Annotated in this window: 16 protein-coding genes and 1 tRNA gene; 5 read left to right on the top strand and 12 right to left on the bottom strand. The window is 55.6% G+C overall.

Annotated elements, in window-relative coordinates:
• Positions 1 to 10 precede the first annotated feature (10 nt).
• From ACHZBS_RS22075 to rho, 11 genes are all read right to left on the bottom strand, one after another.
• Positions 11 to 1174, bottom strand: a complete 1164-nt coding sequence (locus ACHZBS_RS22075) for a 1-deoxy-D-xylulose-5-phosphate reductoisomerase (protein ID WP_319408662.1) — start codon at positions 1172 to 1174, stop codon at positions 11 to 13.
• Between the two features lie 37 nt (positions 1175 to 1211).
• Positions 1212 to 2018, bottom strand: coding sequence for a phosphatidate cytidylyltransferase (locus ACHZBS_RS22070; RefSeq protein ID WP_319408661.1), 807 nt, complete (start codon positions 2016 to 2018; stop codon positions 1212 to 1214).
• 29 nt (positions 2019 to 2047) lie between these two features.
• Entirely contained in the window at positions 2048 to 2800 is a 753-nt protein-coding gene (locus ACHZBS_RS22065) for an isoprenyl transferase (protein WP_319408660.1), read from the bottom strand.
• Complete coding sequence (gene frr / locus ACHZBS_RS22060) at positions 2790 to 3347, bottom strand: ribosome recycling factor (RefSeq protein WP_319408659.1); 558 nt, start codon at positions 3345 to 3347, stop codon at positions 2790 to 2792. The genes ACHZBS_RS22065 and frr overlap by 11 nt, the downstream gene beginning before the upstream one ends.
• 63 nt (positions 3348 to 3410) lie before the next feature.
• Positions 3411 to 4130 carry a UMP kinase gene (gene pyrH, locus ACHZBS_RS22055; protein ID WP_394708050.1) on the bottom strand — a complete coding sequence of 240 codons (720 nt, stop codon included), beginning with the start codon at positions 4128 to 4130 and terminating at the stop codon, positions 3411 to 3413.
• Complete coding sequence (gene tsf / locus ACHZBS_RS22050) at positions 4127 to 4726, bottom strand: translation elongation factor Ts (RefSeq protein ID WP_319408657.1); 600 nt, start codon at positions 4724 to 4726, stop codon at positions 4127 to 4129. The genes pyrH and tsf overlap by 4 nt, the downstream gene beginning before the upstream one ends.
• 5 nt (positions 4727 to 4731) lie before the next feature.
• Positions 4732 to 5628 carry a 30S ribosomal protein S2 gene (rpsB, locus tag ACHZBS_RS22045; protein WP_319408656.1) on the bottom strand — a complete coding sequence of 299 codons (897 nt, stop codon included), beginning with the start codon at positions 5626 to 5628 and terminating at the stop codon, positions 4732 to 4734.
• A gap of 223 nt (positions 5629 to 5851) precedes the next feature.
• Positions 5852 to 6748 (bottom strand): peptide chain release factor N(5)-glutamine methyltransferase, encoded by an 897-nt coding sequence (gene prmC, locus ACHZBS_RS22040; protein ID WP_319408655.1) that lies wholly within the window; start codon positions 6746 to 6748, stop codon positions 5852 to 5854.
• Positions 6726 to 7802: a peptide chain release factor 1 gene (gene prfA, locus ACHZBS_RS22035; RefSeq protein WP_394708018.1), complete on the bottom strand. Its 1077-nt coding sequence runs from the start codon at positions 7800 to 7802 to the stop codon at positions 6726 to 6728. The genes prmC and prfA overlap by 23 nt, the downstream gene beginning before the upstream one ends.
• Before the next feature lie 182 nt (positions 7803 to 7984).
• The gene (gene rpmE / locus ACHZBS_RS22030; RefSeq protein ID WP_319408653.1) at positions 7985 to 8194 is read right to left on the bottom strand and encodes a 50S ribosomal protein L31; all 210 of its coding nucleotides are present in this window, start codon (positions 8192 to 8194) and stop codon (positions 7985 to 7987) included.
• A 26-nt stretch (positions 8195 to 8220) separates the two neighbouring features.
• Positions 8221 to 9468 (bottom strand): transcription termination factor Rho, encoded by a 1248-nt coding sequence (rho, locus tag ACHZBS_RS22025; RefSeq protein WP_319408652.1) that lies wholly within the window; start codon positions 9466 to 9468, stop codon positions 8221 to 8223.
• Between the two features lie 406 nt (positions 9469 to 9874).
• Between rho and ACHZBS_RS22020 the strand changes: the two genes are divergently transcribed.
• From ACHZBS_RS22020 to ACHZBS_RS22000, 5 genes are all read left to right on the top strand, one after another.
• Positions 9875 to 11275: an HD domain-containing protein gene (locus ACHZBS_RS22020; RefSeq protein WP_319408651.1), complete on the top strand. Its 1401-nt coding sequence runs from the start codon at positions 9875 to 9877 to the stop codon at positions 11273 to 11275.
• A 564-nt stretch (positions 11276 to 11839) separates the two neighbouring features.
• Positions 11840 to 12517, top strand: coding sequence for an adenylate kinase (locus ACHZBS_RS22015; protein ID WP_319408650.1), 678 nt, complete (start codon positions 11840 to 11842; stop codon positions 12515 to 12517).
• Between the two features lie 251 nt (positions 12518 to 12768).
• Positions 12769 to 12975 (top strand): 30S ribosomal protein S21, encoded by a 207-nt coding sequence (rpsU, locus tag ACHZBS_RS22010; protein ID WP_319256007.1) that lies wholly within the window; start codon positions 12769 to 12771, stop codon positions 12973 to 12975.
• 75 nt (positions 12976 to 13050) lie between these two features.
• Positions 13051 to 14346, top strand: a complete 1296-nt coding sequence (locus ACHZBS_RS22005; RefSeq protein WP_319408649.1) for a folylpolyglutamate synthase/dihydrofolate synthase family protein — start codon at positions 13051 to 13053, stop codon at positions 14344 to 14346.
• A 49-nt stretch (positions 14347 to 14395) separates the two neighbouring features.
• A tRNA-Arg gene (locus tag ACHZBS_RS22000) sits at positions 14396 to 14471 on the top strand.
• A 131-nt stretch (positions 14472 to 14602) separates the two neighbouring features.
• Here ACHZBS_RS22000 and ACHZBS_RS21995 read toward each other — a convergent pair.
• Entirely contained in the window at positions 14603 to 14917 is a 315-nt protein-coding gene (locus ACHZBS_RS21995; protein ID WP_319408648.1) for a hypothetical protein, read from the bottom strand.
• Between the last annotated feature and the right edge of the window lie 507 nt (positions 14918 to 15424).

The following is a 15424-nucleotide window of genomic DNA, read 5'->3' as shown; positions in this document are numbered from 1 at the left end:
AGGCGATACGTTAACGCTCCTGTCGGCGGATCAGCGTGTCGGCCGTCTCTCTGGCCCAGCGGTCCGCCTCGATTAGCTGACCGAGGTCAGCGCCATATATTCCGGAATGATGGTTCAGGGTCTGGTCGATGATCGGGTAAATCCCCATAAACGGCAGCCGGTTGTCGAGAAACGCGTCCACAGCCACTTCATTGGCGGCATTGAGCACGGCCGGCAGAGTTCCCCCCTGTTCACCGGCCCGATAGGCCAGGGCCAGGCAGGGAAACCGCTCCAGATCCGGTTCTTCGAAGGTAAGCTGACCGATATGGGCAAAATCGGGTGCCGGGACATCCAGCGGCAACCGCCGGGGATGGGAGAGGCCGTAGGCAATGGCCCCCTTCATGTCCGGAACGCCCATCTGGGCGATCACCGCGCCGTCCTGGTAGACCACCATCGAATGAACAATGCTCTGGGGGTGGACCACAACCTTGATCCGCTCAAAGTCCACATCAAAAAGCCACCGGGCTTCGATCACTTCCAGGCCCTTGTTCATCAGCGTGGCCGAGTCGATGGAAATTTTTCTGCCCATGGACCAGTTGGGGTGTCGCAGGGCGTCTTGGGGGGTGATGGCGTTGAAATCCGTGGCCGGCCGTTTCAGGAACGGGCCGCCGGATGCGGTCAGCAGGATCTCACGGACCCCGTTGCGCCCCTGACCGGCCATGCTCTGGAAGATGGCACTGTGCTCGCTGTCCACAGGCATCAGTTTAACGCCACGGCGGGCGACTTTTTCCATCACCAGGGCGCCGGCCATGACCAGGGTTTCTTTGTTGGCCAGGGCGATGTCCTTGCCGGCATCGATGGCGGCAAGGGTCGGCACCAGACCGGCCGATCCCACCATGGCACCCAGTACCATGTCGGTTTCGGGACAGGTGGCGGCCTCAACATACCCGGCCTCTCCAAAGACAATCTCCACGTCAGCGGTCGGCGGCAGCAGCGCCTTCAATTGTCCGGCATGCTCGGCGTCGATCACGGCGGCCATGCGGGGGGCGAACTCGACAATCTGCCGGGCCAGCGCCGCCACCCGGGTCTTGGCAGTCAGCGCATTCACCGTGAACCGATCCGGGAATTGCCTTACAATGTCGAGGGCATTGGAACCGATAGAGCCGGTTGCCCCCAGTATGGAAAGTGATTTCATGGTCGTGGTGTCTCTCGCGCCGGATTTACAATCCCGATCAGAATATACTGATTTTCAGCAGATAGGCAAGCGGAGAGGCAAACAGAAGGGCATCCAGCCGGTCGAGAAACCCCCCGTGTCCGGGAAGCAGCGTCCCGGAGTCTTTGATGCCGGCCGATCGTTTGAATTCAGATGCAAACAGGTCGCCCACCTGCCCGGCGATACCGATGACCGCCGCAAAGACGATGCATGGCAATGTCGCCAGCGAAGGGAGCAGAATCATTTTAAACAGCAGGGCAACCAGGATATTGGCCGCCAGTCCGCCCAGGCTGCCCTCGATGGTCTTTTTGGGGCTGACCCAGGGGCAAAGCTTGTGGCGACCCAGGTAGGTGCCTGAATAAAACGCTCCGGTGTCACCGGCCGCGACGATGCAGAGAAGCCAGAAAATCCATTGGGCGCCGCTCTCGCCAAAGCGGATGAGGACCAGAAAAGACAGGAAAACGGGAATGTAAACCAGCCCCAGCACCTGCTTGCCCACCCGATGGGGAGCCTGGGTATCGTCTTTGAAAAGCGGCAGGGTCAATCCGGCCACAAGGATAAGGTCCACGGCAAGAATCAACGGGATGTGGATCAGCGCTCCCCGGGATACCGACCCGATGATCACCGGAGACAGGCAAAGTCCGAGCACAGGGATCAGTCGCGCCGGACCGTCGGCATTCGATTTAAAGACCGCCCGGTAATACTCCCACAGGGTTATCACACTGACGGCCGCAATCAACAGCGTGAAGACCATGCCGCCGGCTGACACCAGGAGGTAGATGATCGGCAGAGCAACAATTCCGGTGATCCAGCGTTTCAGGTGCATGGGCGTCCTTAAGGCCGTTGCTGACCGGGCTAGGTTGACGGGATAGCGCCGAAACGGCGTTCCCGATGCTGGTAATCGTGGAGGATCGCCACGAACTCCTCTTCCCCGAAATCGGGCCAGAGGGTCGGTGTAAAAAAGATTTCCGAATAGGCGATCTGCCAGAGAAGAAAATTGCTGATCCGCATTTCCCCGCTGGTCCGGATCAACAGGTCCACGTCCGGCATTCCGCGGGTGTACAGGTGATCGGCAACAGTCTCGGTTGTTATCGCCGCCGGATCGAGGGCTCCCGCTCGGGCTTTGGCAGCAATCTGTTTAACCATCTCGACGATTTCGGCGCGGGCCCCGTAGCTGAGGGCCAGGTTCAGGATCATCCGCTTGTTGTTTGCGGTGGCGTCCATGACCGCCTCGAGGTTTTCACGAACCGCTTGGGGCAGGCGGTCGATCTGCCCGATGGTGTTCAGCCGGATCTCGTTATCGACCAGCGTCTGGCGTTCGGACGACAGAAAACGCCGGAGCAGCAGCATGAGGCCTGAAATTTCGGGTTGGGGCCGCTGCCAGTTTTCGGTGGAGAAGGCGTAGAGGGTAAGCGCAGCGATATTGAGCTTGCGGGCGGTCCGCACGATGGTCCGTACGGCATCCGCCCCTTTTTCGTGCCCGTTAATGCGGTTCAGCAAGCGTTTTTTAGCCCAACGGCCATTGCCGTCCATGATGATGGCAACGTGTTTGGGCATCCGGTCGGGGTCGAGTTCATTTCGCATGGAAGCGGATGAACTAGAATTCAAGGATCTCTTTCTCTTTGCTTTTGTATATCTCGTCTATTTTGGCAATATACTCATCGGTGACCTTCTGGACACTGTCCTGGGCCTTGAAGGCATCGTCCTCCGAAATGTCGCCGTCTTTTTTAAAACCCTTGAGCAGTTCGTTGGCATCCCGGCGGATGTTGCGGGTGGCGATCTTGTGCTCCTCGCACATCTTGCTGACCACCTTGACCAGATCTTTGCGGCGCTCTTCGGTCAGTGGCGGAATGGAAATCCGGATCAGTTTGCCGTCGCTGGACGGGGTAAGACCAAGATCGGATTTTAAAATGGCCTTTTCAATTTCCTTGATCGCGGAAACATCCCAGGGTTGAATGACGATCAGGCGGCTTTCGGGCACCGACAGCGAGGCCATCTGGTTCAGTGGGGTCTGCGTGCCGTAGTAATCCACCCGGATGCCGTCCAGAAGAGACAACGACGCCCGTCCGGTCCTTACCCGTTTGAGCTCGTTTTTAAGATCCATGATGGTTTTGCCCATCCGGTCTTTGGTTTCCTGAAGTGTGGATTCGATCATGGCTGAGTCACCTCGTTTGCACGGGGGTTGAAAGTTAACGCGGCGGGCAGGTCGAACCGGCGTTTATCCGCCGATGGTGGTTCCGACGGCTTCTCCGCTGACCACCTTTAGTATGTTTCCCTTTTCTTTCAGGTTGAACACCATCAGCGGCAGCTGATTGTCCATGGCCAGGGAAATGGCCGTCATGTCCATGACCCGCAGCTGCCGTTCAAGCACTTCCATATAACTGATGGTTTTGATGAACCGGGCATCGACATTGCGTTCGGGATCGGAGTCATACAGTCCGTTGACCTTGGTGGCTTTGAGCAGGATTTCCGCATGGATTTCCTTGGCACGCAGAACCGCCGCCGTGTCGGTGGTAAAATAGGGATTCCCGGACCCGGCGGCAAAGATGACTACCCGCCCTTTTTCCAGATGCCGCAGCGCCCGGCGCAGGATATAGGGTTCGGCCACCTCATGCATGGAGATGGCCGTCTGCACCCGGGTCTGAATATCCCGTTTTTCCAAGGCGTCCTGCAGGGCCAGGCTGTTGAGCACCGTGGCCAGCATGCCCATGTGATCGGCCGATGTCCGCTCCATGCCGAAAGCACCGGCTGCCACGCCGCGGAAAATATTTCCGCCGCCGACCACAATGGCCAACTGCACATCCAGTTCAACGATGGAGCGCACCTCTCCCGCCACGTAGGAAAGCATATTGGGACAGATGCCGAAGCCCTGATCGCCCATCAGGGCTTCACCGCTCAGCTTGAGCAGGATCCGTTTGAATTTGGCCGCCACCGCTATTCCGTTCCGATCTGAAACCTGGCGAATCGTTTGATGGTAATTTTCTCACCGGTTCTGGCAATCACTTCGTTGAGGTAATCGGCAATCGTCTTGTCCGGCTCCCTGACGTACTGTTGATTCATCAGGCAACTGTCCTTGAAAAACTTGTTCAGTTTACCCTCGGCAATCTTCTCTACCATCTGCTCGGGCTTGCCCATCTCAAGAACCTGCGCCTTGTAGATTTCGCGTTCCCGGTCGACCACCGCCTGGGGTACATCCTCGGGAACGATGCCCACCGGATTGGTGGCCGCGATATGCATGGCGATGTTTCTGGCAAAGTCGTTAAAATCGTCCGTCTTGGCCACAAAATCGGTTTCGCAGTTCACTTCCACCATGACGCCGATTTTGCCTCCCATATGAATGTATGATTGCACGGTGCCTTCGGAAGTGGCCCGGCCGGCCCGTTTGGCGGCGGTGGCAATTCCCTTTTTTCTCAGAAAGTCGATGGCTTTTTCAAGGTCGCCGTCACACTCGCCCAGGGCTGTTTTACAATCCATGATACCGGCTCCGGACTTTTCCCGGAGTTCTTTGACCATTGCTGCACTGATACCTGACATGTGATTTATTCTCCCGTCGGTTCTGCTTCTGAGGACACTGCTTCCTCTTTAGGTTCGATAGTTTCGGCAGCGGATGTGCCTTTGCGGATGATTTCGACCACCGGTCCGTCGGACCCATCGGAGATCACCTTGCGTTCACCGGGCTTGAGTTCTGCCGCGGCGGACTCCAGTTCGGTTTCTTCTTCACCCTTATCTAATTTTGCCTGCTGGCGTTCATTGTATCGGTCCCTGCCCTCAATACAGGCATCCGCCATTTTTGAGGTAACCAGTCGAATGGCCCGAATCGCGTCGTCGTTGCCGGGAATGACATGATCGATGACATCGGGATCACAGTTGGTGTCCACGATAGCCACGATGGGGATGCCCAAACGGCGACCCTCACGCACGGCAATGGCTTCATTGCCCGGATCGATGACGAGAATGGCTCCGGGCAGTTTGGTCATGGTGCGGATGCCGCCTAAGGTGCTGTCCAGTTTCAGGCGTTCCTTGCCCAGCTTCAGGCGTTCTTTTTTGGGAAACAGGCTGATGGATCCATCGTTTTCAATGGTGTTGAGGTAGTTCAGGCGGTCGACGCTTTTCTTGATTGTCTGAAAATTGGTCAGCATCCCACCCAGCCAGCGGTTTTGAACATAGAACATTTCGGCCCGGTTGGCCTCTTCGTAGATGGATTCACGGGCCTGTTTCTTCGTGCCGACGAACAGGACCGATTTCCCGGCCGCTACCGTGTCCACGATGAAATCATAGGCATCCCTGAACATTCTCACGGTTTTTTGCAGATCGATGATGTAGATGCCGTTTCTGGCCCCGAAGATGTACGGTTTCATCTTGGGGTTCCATCGTTTGGTCTGGTGACCGAAATGGACACCGGCTTCCAGCAGTTCTTTCATTGTCACGTAAGCCATTGTTTTCTCCTTGTGGGTTGGTTTTTCCTTCGCCCGCTTCCCCCCTGAATCCGACTCTCCACAGAGAGCACCGGGATCAGGTCCACGGGCGTGTGAATTTAAAACGAGTTTACTTAACAAAATTAGTGTGAGGTCGCAAGCCAAAAATGTCGAATCTTCGATTCGCCCGGTAAATAGACCGAAGGCTGAAGCCTTTCAGGGCCAAAGGAATTCCCTTCACCCTTCAACCCCGCTTCTCCATCAGCGCAACCCGGTCCAGCCCACTGTAGTCCTTGACGACCCTGAACCCCTCGTAAGCCCCCGTCGCTTCGCTCAAGGACCGTACGTCGGCCGCCTGGTCGCATCCCATTTCCAACGCAATCAGGCCGCCGGGTCTCAGAAACCGGTGGGCCGACTGGATGATGGGTCGAAGGCACCCCAGGCCGTCGCCCCTGCCATCCAGGGCTATCCGGGGTTCATAATTGCGGATTTCCGGCTGCAGGATGGAAATATCACCGCTGCGGATATAGGGCGGGTTGGAAACGATCAGGTCGAAGGTTTCCCGGTCCGGCACAAGGGCCGATTCCCAGCTTCCGCAGAACCAGTCGATTCGATGGTCCAGCTTGTGCGTCCGTGCATTTTGCCGGGCGGTTTGCAGGGCGGCCAAGGATCGGTCCATGGCCACGAAGTGACTCTCGGGATGCTCGCGGGCCAAGGCAATGACGATGGCTCCGGATCCGGCCCCCATCTCCAACACCCGTTTCGTCAATCCGGGGGGATTGTCGAGAAAAGGCAGCACGGCCTCCACCAGGCATTCAGTTTCCGGCCGGGGAATCAGCACCGATGGATTCACCGCCAATGGCATGGACCAAAATTCGCGAATGCCGGTAATATACGCCACGGGTTCACCATCCACCCGCCTTTTGATCAAAGCCTTGAATCGCCTGAGTTCATCTTCACACAGGGGCTGGTCGTAGTTCAAATAGAGGTCGATGCGCCGGGCCCCCAGGGTATGGGCCAGCAGGATTTCCGCCTCGATGCGGGCACTTTCGATCTGATGATCCCCGAAATACCCGGTCGTCCACTTGACCAGGTCCAGGACGGTCCAGGGTGACGGTTTATCCGTCAGCGCGTTCGGCATGCTGGAGTGCCTGACTCTGGTAATAGGTGATCAGCGGATCGATGATCTCGTCAACGTCGCCCTGGAGAATGGATTCCAGTCTATAGAGGGTCAACCCGATGCGGTGGTCGGTGACCCGGCCCTGGGGGAAATTATAGGTTCGGATCCGCTCGCTGCGGTCACCGGTGCCCACCTGGTTTTTGCGATTCTGGGAGCGCTCCGCATTCTGCTCACTGACCATCTGGTCCAACAACCGGGAACGCAAAACCTTCAGGGCTTTGGCTTTGTTCTTATGCTGGGATTTTTCATCCTGGCAGGTCACCACCAAGCCGGACGGCAGGTGGGTGATGCGGACCGCCGAGTCGGTGGTATTGACCGACTGGCCGCCGGGTCCTGAGGATCGAAACACATCCACTTTCAGTTCATTGGCATCGATATGGACTTCGATCTCCTCCGCCTCGGGCAGCACGGCCACGGTCACGGCGGAAGTATGAATCCGTCCCTGGGTTTCGGTGGTGGGTACCCGTTGAACCCGGTGGGTGCCGCTTTCGAATTTCAGGCGGCTGTAGGCCCCTTTGCCGTTAACGTTGGCAATGATCTCCTTTAGCCCTCCCACACCGGTGGTATGGTGGTCGATCACATCCACCTTCCATCCGCGGGCGTCTGCATAGCGCTGGTACATCTTGAACAGGTCGCCGGCAAAAAGTCCGGCTTCATCGCCGCCGGTCCCGGCGCGGATCTCCAGGATCACATTCTTGTCGTCCAACGGGTCCTTGGGAACCAAAAGGATTTTCAGTTCCTCCTGCAATCTTTCCTTCTCCCGCTCCAGCCGGTCGACCTCCTCGCCGGCCATCTTCTTCATCTCGGGGTCCTCATCATTGAGCAGGTCGAGGCTGTCATCCAGTTCCCGGTCCACCCGTTTGAATTCCCTGAATGCGGCGACGATGGATGAAATCTCCGCATGTTCACGAATATATTTTTGATAGGCGTCTCTGTCGGCGACCACCTTCGGATCGGACAACAGCCGTTCCAGTTCCTGTAAACGGTCTTCAACGCCTTTTAATTTATCAAACATGGCGCACCACCCATTCATAAGGGAAAGCCGCCTCAACCATTCAACGGTTCCTCAAGGGCGGTCTTTCCGTTTCGATATTTTAGAAAAAGGGTACAATCGGGAATGGTCAGGGCCGGCAGGTCCCGGTGCCGGCTTTAAAACCGGGCACCGGACGCAGCCTGAAGGAAGACAGGGTAAAACCGCTACTGATTCTGAAATTTTTCGTACTTTTTTCTGAACCGTTCGATACGGCCGGCGGTATCAATCAATTTTTGCTTGCCGGTAAAAAACGGGTGGCATTTGGAGCATATTTCCACGCGTATGTCTTGTCTGGTCGAACCCACCTCGATCGTGTTGCCGCAGGCACACTGGATGGTTGTTTCGGAATAATCCGGATGGATGTTGGCTTTCATTGTAATTTCAACCCCCTGTAAGTATTTTAAGCGTTCATTGAATCTAAGAAATCTGCATTATCCTTTGTTCCGTTCATTTTTTCAAGTAAAAATTCGAGGCTGTCCGACGGATTTAAGGAGGCAAACAGTTTTCTGAGAATCCAGACCCGGTTCAGGGTTTTTTCGTCGAGGAGCAATTCTTCCTTGCGGGTACCGGACTTTTTGATGTCGATCGCCGGGAAGATGCGCTTGTCGGCCAGGCGGCGATCCAGCTGAATTTCCATGTTGCCGGTGCCCTTGAACTCCTCGAAAATCACTTCATCCATACGTGAACCAGTATCCACCAGGGCGGTGGCGATGATGGTCAGGCTGCCTCCTTCCTCGATATTGCGGGCGGCCCCGAAAAACCGTTTGGGCCGCTGCAGGGCGTTGGAGTCCACACCACCGGAAAGAATCTTGCCGCTGGGGGGCATGACCGAGTTGTAGGCACGGGCCAGACGGGTAATGCTGTCCAGCAGGATCACGACGTTCTTTTTGTGCTCCACCAGCCGCTTGGCCTTTTCGATGACCATCTCGGCCACCTGGACATGGCGCTCGGCCGGTTCGTCAAAGGTAGAGCTGATGACCTCCCCTTTCACCGACCGCTGCATGTCCGTGACCTCTTCCGGACGCTCGTCGATGAGCAGGACAAAGAGCACGATGTCCTTGTGGTTCTTTACAATGCAATTGGCGATGCACTGGAGCAGCATGGTTTTTCCGGAACGGGGCGGCGATACGATCAAACCGCGCTGGCCGAAGCCGATGGGCGTCAACAGGTCCATGATCCGGGCGGAATAATTCTCCGGCTCGTTTTCCAGGTTGACCTTGTCTTCCGGATAGAGGGGCGTCAGGTTGTCGAAAAGGATCTTTTCCCGGGCCACTTCCGGATCTTCATAGTTGACGGCCTCTACCTTCAGCAGGGCAAAATAGCGTTCCGATTCCTTGGGCTGGCGGATCTGGCCGGAGACGGTGTCGCCGGTCCTCAAGTTGAACCGCCTGATCTGCGATGGGGAAACATAGATATCGTCGGGGCCGGGCAGATAATTGTAGTTCGGTGCGCGCAGAAAGCCGAAACCGTCGGGCAGGATTTCCAGCGTTCCCTCTCCGAAAATAAGTCCGTCTTTTTCAATCTGGGCCTGGAGCAGAGAAAAGATCAGCTCCTGCTTGCGCATACCGGCGGCACCGTCGATATTAAGCTGCTTGGCCAATTTGGTCAGTTCATTGATCTTCTTGTTTTTCAGTTCTACGATGTTCATCAACACACCCCACTTTAGGATTGATTAGCGCACATAACCTGCAAATGCTGCCCGGCAAAAGCAATTCACTTGAATATGGAAAACAACAGCGACCCCGGTTTCCGGTTACCATTAATGGCGATAGGTTTAATACCCTAAGCCAGCATTTCGGATTTCACTTTACAACGGTGCCTTTCGGGTGAATGGGGTTGGACTGTTGGTTTTTTTGGAGGAATATGCGTGTTTTTGTGATAGAAGTTATTCGAATTTACCCCACCAGACGGGTCTGCCTGTGAGAATAAGTAAAATTTTTATACTATGAATCCGCTGGTGTCAAGGGAATTTGAACCTGCTGGCGCGCGTGTTGCCCTGACCGTCAGGCCGCCTGGCCGCAACCGCACCTGCCGAAAACATTATTGTGTGATAAATGGATGAGTTAACTGGAATCAACCTCAATTTTCTGCCCGATAATCCGGAAGGCATTTTCCTGGTTGGAGGAACCGTGCGCGATCTGCTGACGGGTCACTGCCCGGCAGACATCGACCTGGTGGTGGCCGGGGATATCGTCCATGCCGCCGGACAGATCGCGGAAAAAACCGGGGGCAGTATCATCGATCTGGGGAAAAAGGGTTTTGACGTGTTAAGGGTCGCTTCGCCGGAGACGACCATCGACATCACGCCCCTTGACCATCCATCCATCGAAGCCGACCTGCAGCAGCGGGATTTCACTATCAACGCCATGGCCTACGACGTCAAAGCACGGCGCCTGGTGGACTGCACCGGCGGGCAGGCGGATATTCAGCAGAAAAGGATCCGAATGGTTTCACCGGCGGCCTTTGAGAAGGACCCGGCCAGACTGGTTCGGGCATACCGCATGGCGGCGGTGATGCATTATTCCATTGCCGGCGAAACCGAAGCGGCCATCGGCAGGCATCGCCACCTTGTCGGCAGCATTGCCGGAGAACGGGTCTGGGCGGAACTGGTCAAGATATTCAGCACGGCCGATTCCTCACCCGTCATCATGCGCATGGCGGTCGGCGGGCTGCTCACGGCGATTTTCCCGGAACTTCAGTCGGCCATCGGTTGCACCCAGAACCGCCACCACCCGTTCGATGTGTTTGAGCACAGCCTCCGGGTTTATGATGCACTGGAAGCACTGCTTACCGGCTTTGGGGACCGGTTTCCACGTCTGGCAAGCATCGCTGAACACGTGCATCTGCCCGGCCACGCGGCCATGCTGAAATATGCCGCCCTGCTTCACGATGTGGGCAAGCCGGCCACCCGGCAGCTCGACCGGGACGGGCAAGTCCGTTTTCCCGGGCACGCTGCAAAAAGTGCCGACATCGCCATAAAAATCAGTCGCCGGTTGAGGCTGTCCAACCGGCAGCGCCATGTTTCCGATGCCATTATCCGCCACCATATCCGGCCGCTTTTTTTGTACCTGGCATCGGAAAATGGCAGCCTCGGCCGCAACGGCAGGGTCCGTTTTTTTAACCGGTGCAGCGACTTGACCCTGCCGATCATCGTGCATGCCATGGCGGATATCATGGCCAAAGGCGAAAGCATGCAGGACCGGGACAATGGTTTCATCTCTTTTTGCGACGGCCTGCTCGACGCCTACATCGCCTACAAAAGCAGACAGGCGGCCATGCCGCCGCTGATCAGCGGGAATGACCTCATTGCGGTCTTCGGTCTTTCCCCCTCTCCCCGATTCAAAACCCTGTTGAACCGGGTGAATGAGCGCCGGCTGTCCGGAGAACTGGAAACCCGGGATCAGGCCTTGGAATGGGTCAAGGCCTGTCTCTTATCGGAAGCCGGAGACCAATAAACCGGTCAGGACCATGGGTTTTTCCATGCTGAATTGCCCCCATGGCAACGGGTTTTGATTCGGCGTTGGATGTTCGATGGTAGACGTTCAGCTTTTTAATCATCGGTATTGAATCTTCTTACGAGTAGACCGGAAGCCAGAAACCAACATCTTCCCCATGCCGATGCTTGACAAGCCTCCTTCATTTCTGTACTAACGCGGATAGCTGGAAGAACCTCACTTCGGTGCCAGCCCGCCTGAAAACAATCATCAATAATAGTGTCTGTCCAGAAACGAGGAATTTTGGTCGAGATCAAGGCATCCGAAAAATTTTTCCGCAGGTATATGGTTGATATTCCGAAGATAAAATTTTGAGCATTACGCAGATATCGGGCAAAATAACCGATTATGGATGGACGCTGACGGATGCGGCCCGAAACCGCACCTAACGAAAAGAACGGCACCCGACGATTGCACGGAGATCTTTATTTTCTGGCCTGAATGCATGGATACCCGGTATCGTGGTGCGATTGGTATTTTCAATGATCCTGTGAAAGTGAACGGGAAACAGAAAGGAGTAGGTGAATGAACATCTTGTTTTTTGGCCCCAACGGCAGCGGCAAAGGGACGCAAGGCGCAATCCTGAAAGACAAGTACAACACCCCTCACATCGAGTCCGGAGCGATCTTTCGTGAAAACATCGGCAAAGGAACCGAACTGGGTGCCAAGGCAAAAGCCTTCATCGACAAAGGCGACTTGGTCCCGGATGAGATCACCATCCCCATGATCCTCGACCGGCTGCAGCAGGCCGACTGTAAAAAAGGCTGGCTCCTGGATGGATTTCCCCGCAACAAAAACCAGGCCATCAAACTGGATGAAGCCCTTAAAAAAGCCGGCATGGCCCTGGACATTGTCGTCGAGATCCTGCTGGACCGCGAAGTCGCCAAAAACCGCATCATGGGCCGTCGCCTGTGTGTGAATGACAACAACCACCCCAACAACATCTACATCGATGCCATTAAACCCGACGGCGACAAGTGCCGGGTGTGCGGCGGCGGCCTGAAAACCAGAGATGATGATCAGGACGAAGCGGCCATCAACAAACGCCATAACATTTATTATGACACCACTGTCGGAACCTTGGCATCAGCCTATTATTTCAGAGATCTAGCTGCAAAAGGCGGATCCATGAAGTACATCACCCTGGACGGCGCCCCCAGCGTACAAAAGGTGACCGCCGAACTGGTCTCCAAACTGGATTAAGCGTATCCACTGGAAAACGGTGAAGACCTCGCCGTTTTCCAGTTTCCGTCCCGATATTCCAGCTGTCGATCCCCTAATCGGGGGAATGGGTATCACACGGTTTTTCCGCGTCCTGAAAAGAATCTTTTTGTTGAAAATATTTTTTTTATCTGATATTGAGAACGTTTTATAAAATTTAGAAATAACCATCACGGTTGAGGGTGAAAAATCGACTTGTTTACGCGATGGGAAAAAAAGGGGGTTGAGCCAGTTTGAAAGCAATTGAAGTCAAAGTCTTCGACAACGATCTCGAAAAGGCCATGCGGATTCTGAAGAAGAAAATTCAGAACGATGGTCTGTTCAAACGCTTGAAGCTTAAAAAAAGCTACGAGAAGCCGAGCGAGTTCCGTCGTCGCAAAGAACGTGAGGCCCTGCGCAGACAGCGCATCGCTGTTGCAAGAAGCAGGAGATACCGTTAGCGACACCCGTTTGACGACATGACCCGGCAGGGAGCGCCTTCCCGCCGGGTTTTTGTTTGGTAAGGAGTCGCCGTCATGCCAGCCACCGCCTACACCGAATGCCTCGATGCCATGTTCCGCATGAGACGGTTCGGCATTATCCTGGGCCTGTCGACCATCACCAACATCCTTGACGGCCTCGGCAATCCCCAGCAAACCTTTTCCGCCATCCACATCGCCGGCACCAACGGCAAAGGATCGATCGCTTCCGCCCTGGCAACGATCCTGCAGATAGCCGGATATCGCGTGGGGCTTTACACCTCACCGCACCTGGTCCGGTTCAACGAGAGGATCTGCATCGACGGCACGCCCATTTCCGACGATGCGGTGGTGGCCTCCTGGGAAGCGGTCAAAGCCGTCCACCATGGCGACCGGGAACCCACCTTCTTCGAGTTTTCGACGGCCATGGCCTTTTATGAATTCGCCCGGCGCCATGTTGACTACGCCGTTATCGAAACCGGTATGGGCGGGCGGATGGATGCCACCAATGTCATCACACCGACAGTAAGCATCATCACCAACATCTCGCTGGAACACAAAAACTACCTCGGCAACACCATCGCGGCGATTTCCGGAGAAAAAGCCGGCATCATCAAACCCGGCATACCGGTGGTCACCGGCGTGACCCAGAAAAGCGCCAGGGCCGTCATCGAAAAAACCGCCGCCGGCCAATCGGCCCCCCTTTTTATGAAGGGCAGGGATTTCCATGTACGGCGCACCGCCGACGACCGGTTTTCCTATTTTGGCATGGATCACCGCTGGGCAGGCATGCGCACCGGCCTGATGGGCAACCATCAGTTGGACAACGCATCGCTGACCCTGGCTGCCTGCGAACTCATCATGCGCGGCCATGCCCGGCTGTCCAAGGACCATATCCAATCCGGCCTGGCCCAGAACCGCTGGCCGGGCCGCCTGGAAGTGGTTTCCCAGAAACCCTACGTGATTCTGGACGGCGCCCACAACCTCATGGCCGCCAGGCGTCTGGGGCGTTATTTACAGGACGCCCTTGCCGGCCGACGGATTACCATGGTGGCCGGCATTTTAGAGGACAAGCCCTACGAATCGATCCTTAAAGATCTGGTGGCCCCCTGCTCCCGCCTGATCATCACCCGTGCCAAGATCGACCGTTCACTGCCCCCGGAAACCCTTGAAGCGGCGGCCAGGCCATTGATCGACGACATCCAGATCATTGCCGATGTGGGAGACGCCGTTCGCCATGCCATCGCCACCTCCAGGCCCGAGGATGCGGTCTGCGTCGCCGGCTCCCTGTACGTGGTCGGTGAAGCCAAGGCGGCCTTAGAGAAATCAGGGGGAGCGCTGTTTCAGATTTAAAACGGCCTTGACTTGTTCAGGCTGATACTCTATTTTCCCCGACATATTCGCGCCCGTAGCTCAGTGGATAGAGCACCAGCCTCCGGAGCTGGGAGTCGTTGGTTCGATCCCAACCGGGCGCGCCATAAAATCAAGTACTTAGGCCGACTGAAAAGTCGGCCTTTTTATTTGGTGTCGAGCTTTGGTGTCGGATTTATTGGATTTTCGCCCAGAAATAGGCTTCTGCCATGTGTCAGGATGGAGCGTTGATTCGGTATCAACAGCCATGTTTCCAACCAATATTAACAGGTTGAACACTTTGGCCATAAAAAATCATTTCATATATTTTGGAAAACTCCCGGAGGCTTTCTCGCTGCACGCCATTGCCTGTTTTCACTTGACCAAGGTCTGCCACCCGATTATCCGCAAACTTGAGCGCCTCGGTCATCGGATCCTTTGCATGGTGATAATGGGAGATTGCCGCCGGCACTGACACACCCAGTTCATCGGCAAATTCGGCGTAAGGTTTCCACATGAAAAACCTTAAATAAAAATGGTAGTCTGGTTCAATGTGGGCTTGAAGTCGGCCCATGGGGATTCGACGTCGGTGTTGAATGGCGTCTTTTTATCGTCGCTGTCCCAGCCGTCGCCATCGATGCCAAGCGTGTGAAGATAGTCAAGGCCGCTTTCGTTTACCCGTTCGGTTCATCGATAACCGTCTCCATACTCACACCCCGGTTCTCCGGCGCGTAATTTGCGGGATTCGGCCTTTCACTCGCTTCAGGCTGGACTGGGCTATCCCCAGACGGCCTTCACGCAACAGCCGGTAACCAAAAAAATTGCGATCCTGAACATGCGCAACCGCACTCTTTGTCTGATTCACACGTAAACCCAGCTTGTTTTCCAGAAAACGGGTAATCGACACTTTGTCTCGCGACAACGCCCTTGCCCTCAGCTAACAGTTCCGACCACGACGTTCTGTAAGGGACTTGTACCCTCAAGATTTACGCCATGTCTGGCACAAAAAAAGGGACAGGATGGAACGGTTAGGCAAATGGTCGAAAAACCTGCTGATTATTTTTCCACAAACCCTACAGCC

Source organism: uncultured Desulfosarcina sp. (genome assembly GCF_963664155.2).
Lineage (GTDB): Bacteria > Desulfobacterota > Desulfobacteria > Desulfobacterales > Desulfosarcinaceae > Desulfosarcina.
This window is presented reverse-complemented; position numbering and strand designations above follow the sequence as displayed.

What these genes read in the sequence shown, in the direction of transcription:
- ACHZBS_RS22075 (WP_319408662.1), bottom strand. Translation starts at nt 1,174, where the DNA reads ATGAAATCACTTTCCATACTGGGGGCAACCGGCTCTATCGGTTCCAAT.
- ACHZBS_RS22070 (WP_319408661.1), bottom strand. Translation starts at nt 2,018, where the DNA reads ATGCACCTGAAACGCTGGATCACCGGAATTGTTGCTCTGCCGATCATC.
- frr (WP_319408659.1), bottom strand. Translation starts at nt 3,347, where the DNA reads ATGATCGAATCCACACTTCAGGAAACCAAAGACCGGATGGGCAAAACC.
- tsf (WP_319408657.1), bottom strand. Translation starts at nt 4,726, where the DNA reads ATGTCAGGTATCAGTGCAGCAATGGTCAAAGAACTCCGGGAAAAGTCC.
- rpsB (WP_319408656.1), bottom strand. Translation starts at nt 5,628, where the DNA reads ATGGCTTACGTGACAATGAAAGAACTGCTGGAAGCCGGTGTCCATTTC.
- prmC (WP_319408655.1), bottom strand. Translation starts at nt 6,748, where the DNA reads ATGCCGAACGCGCTGACGGATAAACCGTCACCCTGGACCGTCCTGGAC.
- prfA (WP_394708018.1), bottom strand. Translation starts at nt 7,802, where the DNA reads ATGTTTGATAAATTAAAAGGCGTTGAAGACCGTTTACAGGAACTGGAA.
- rpmE (WP_319408653.1), bottom strand. Translation starts at nt 8,194, where the DNA reads ATGAAAGCCAACATCCATCCGGATTATTCCGAAACAACCATCCAGTGT.
- rho (WP_319408652.1), bottom strand. Translation starts at nt 9,468, where the DNA reads ATGAACATCGTAGAACTGAAAAACAAGAAGATCAATGAACTGACCAAA.
- ACHZBS_RS22020 (WP_319408651.1), top strand. Translation starts at nt 9,875, where the DNA reads ATGGATGAGTTAACTGGAATCAACCTCAATTTTCTGCCCGATAATCCG.
- ACHZBS_RS22015 (WP_319408650.1), top strand. Translation starts at nt 11,840, where the DNA reads ATGAACATCTTGTTTTTTGGCCCCAACGGCAGCGGCAAAGGGACGCAA.
- ACHZBS_RS22005 (WP_319408649.1), top strand. Translation starts at nt 13,051, where the DNA reads ATGCCAGCCACCGCCTACACCGAATGCCTCGATGCCATGTTCCGCATG.
- ACHZBS_RS21995 (WP_319408648.1), bottom strand. Translation starts at nt 14,917, where the DNA reads ATGGGCCGACTTCAAGCCCACATTGAACCAGACTACCATTTTTATTTA.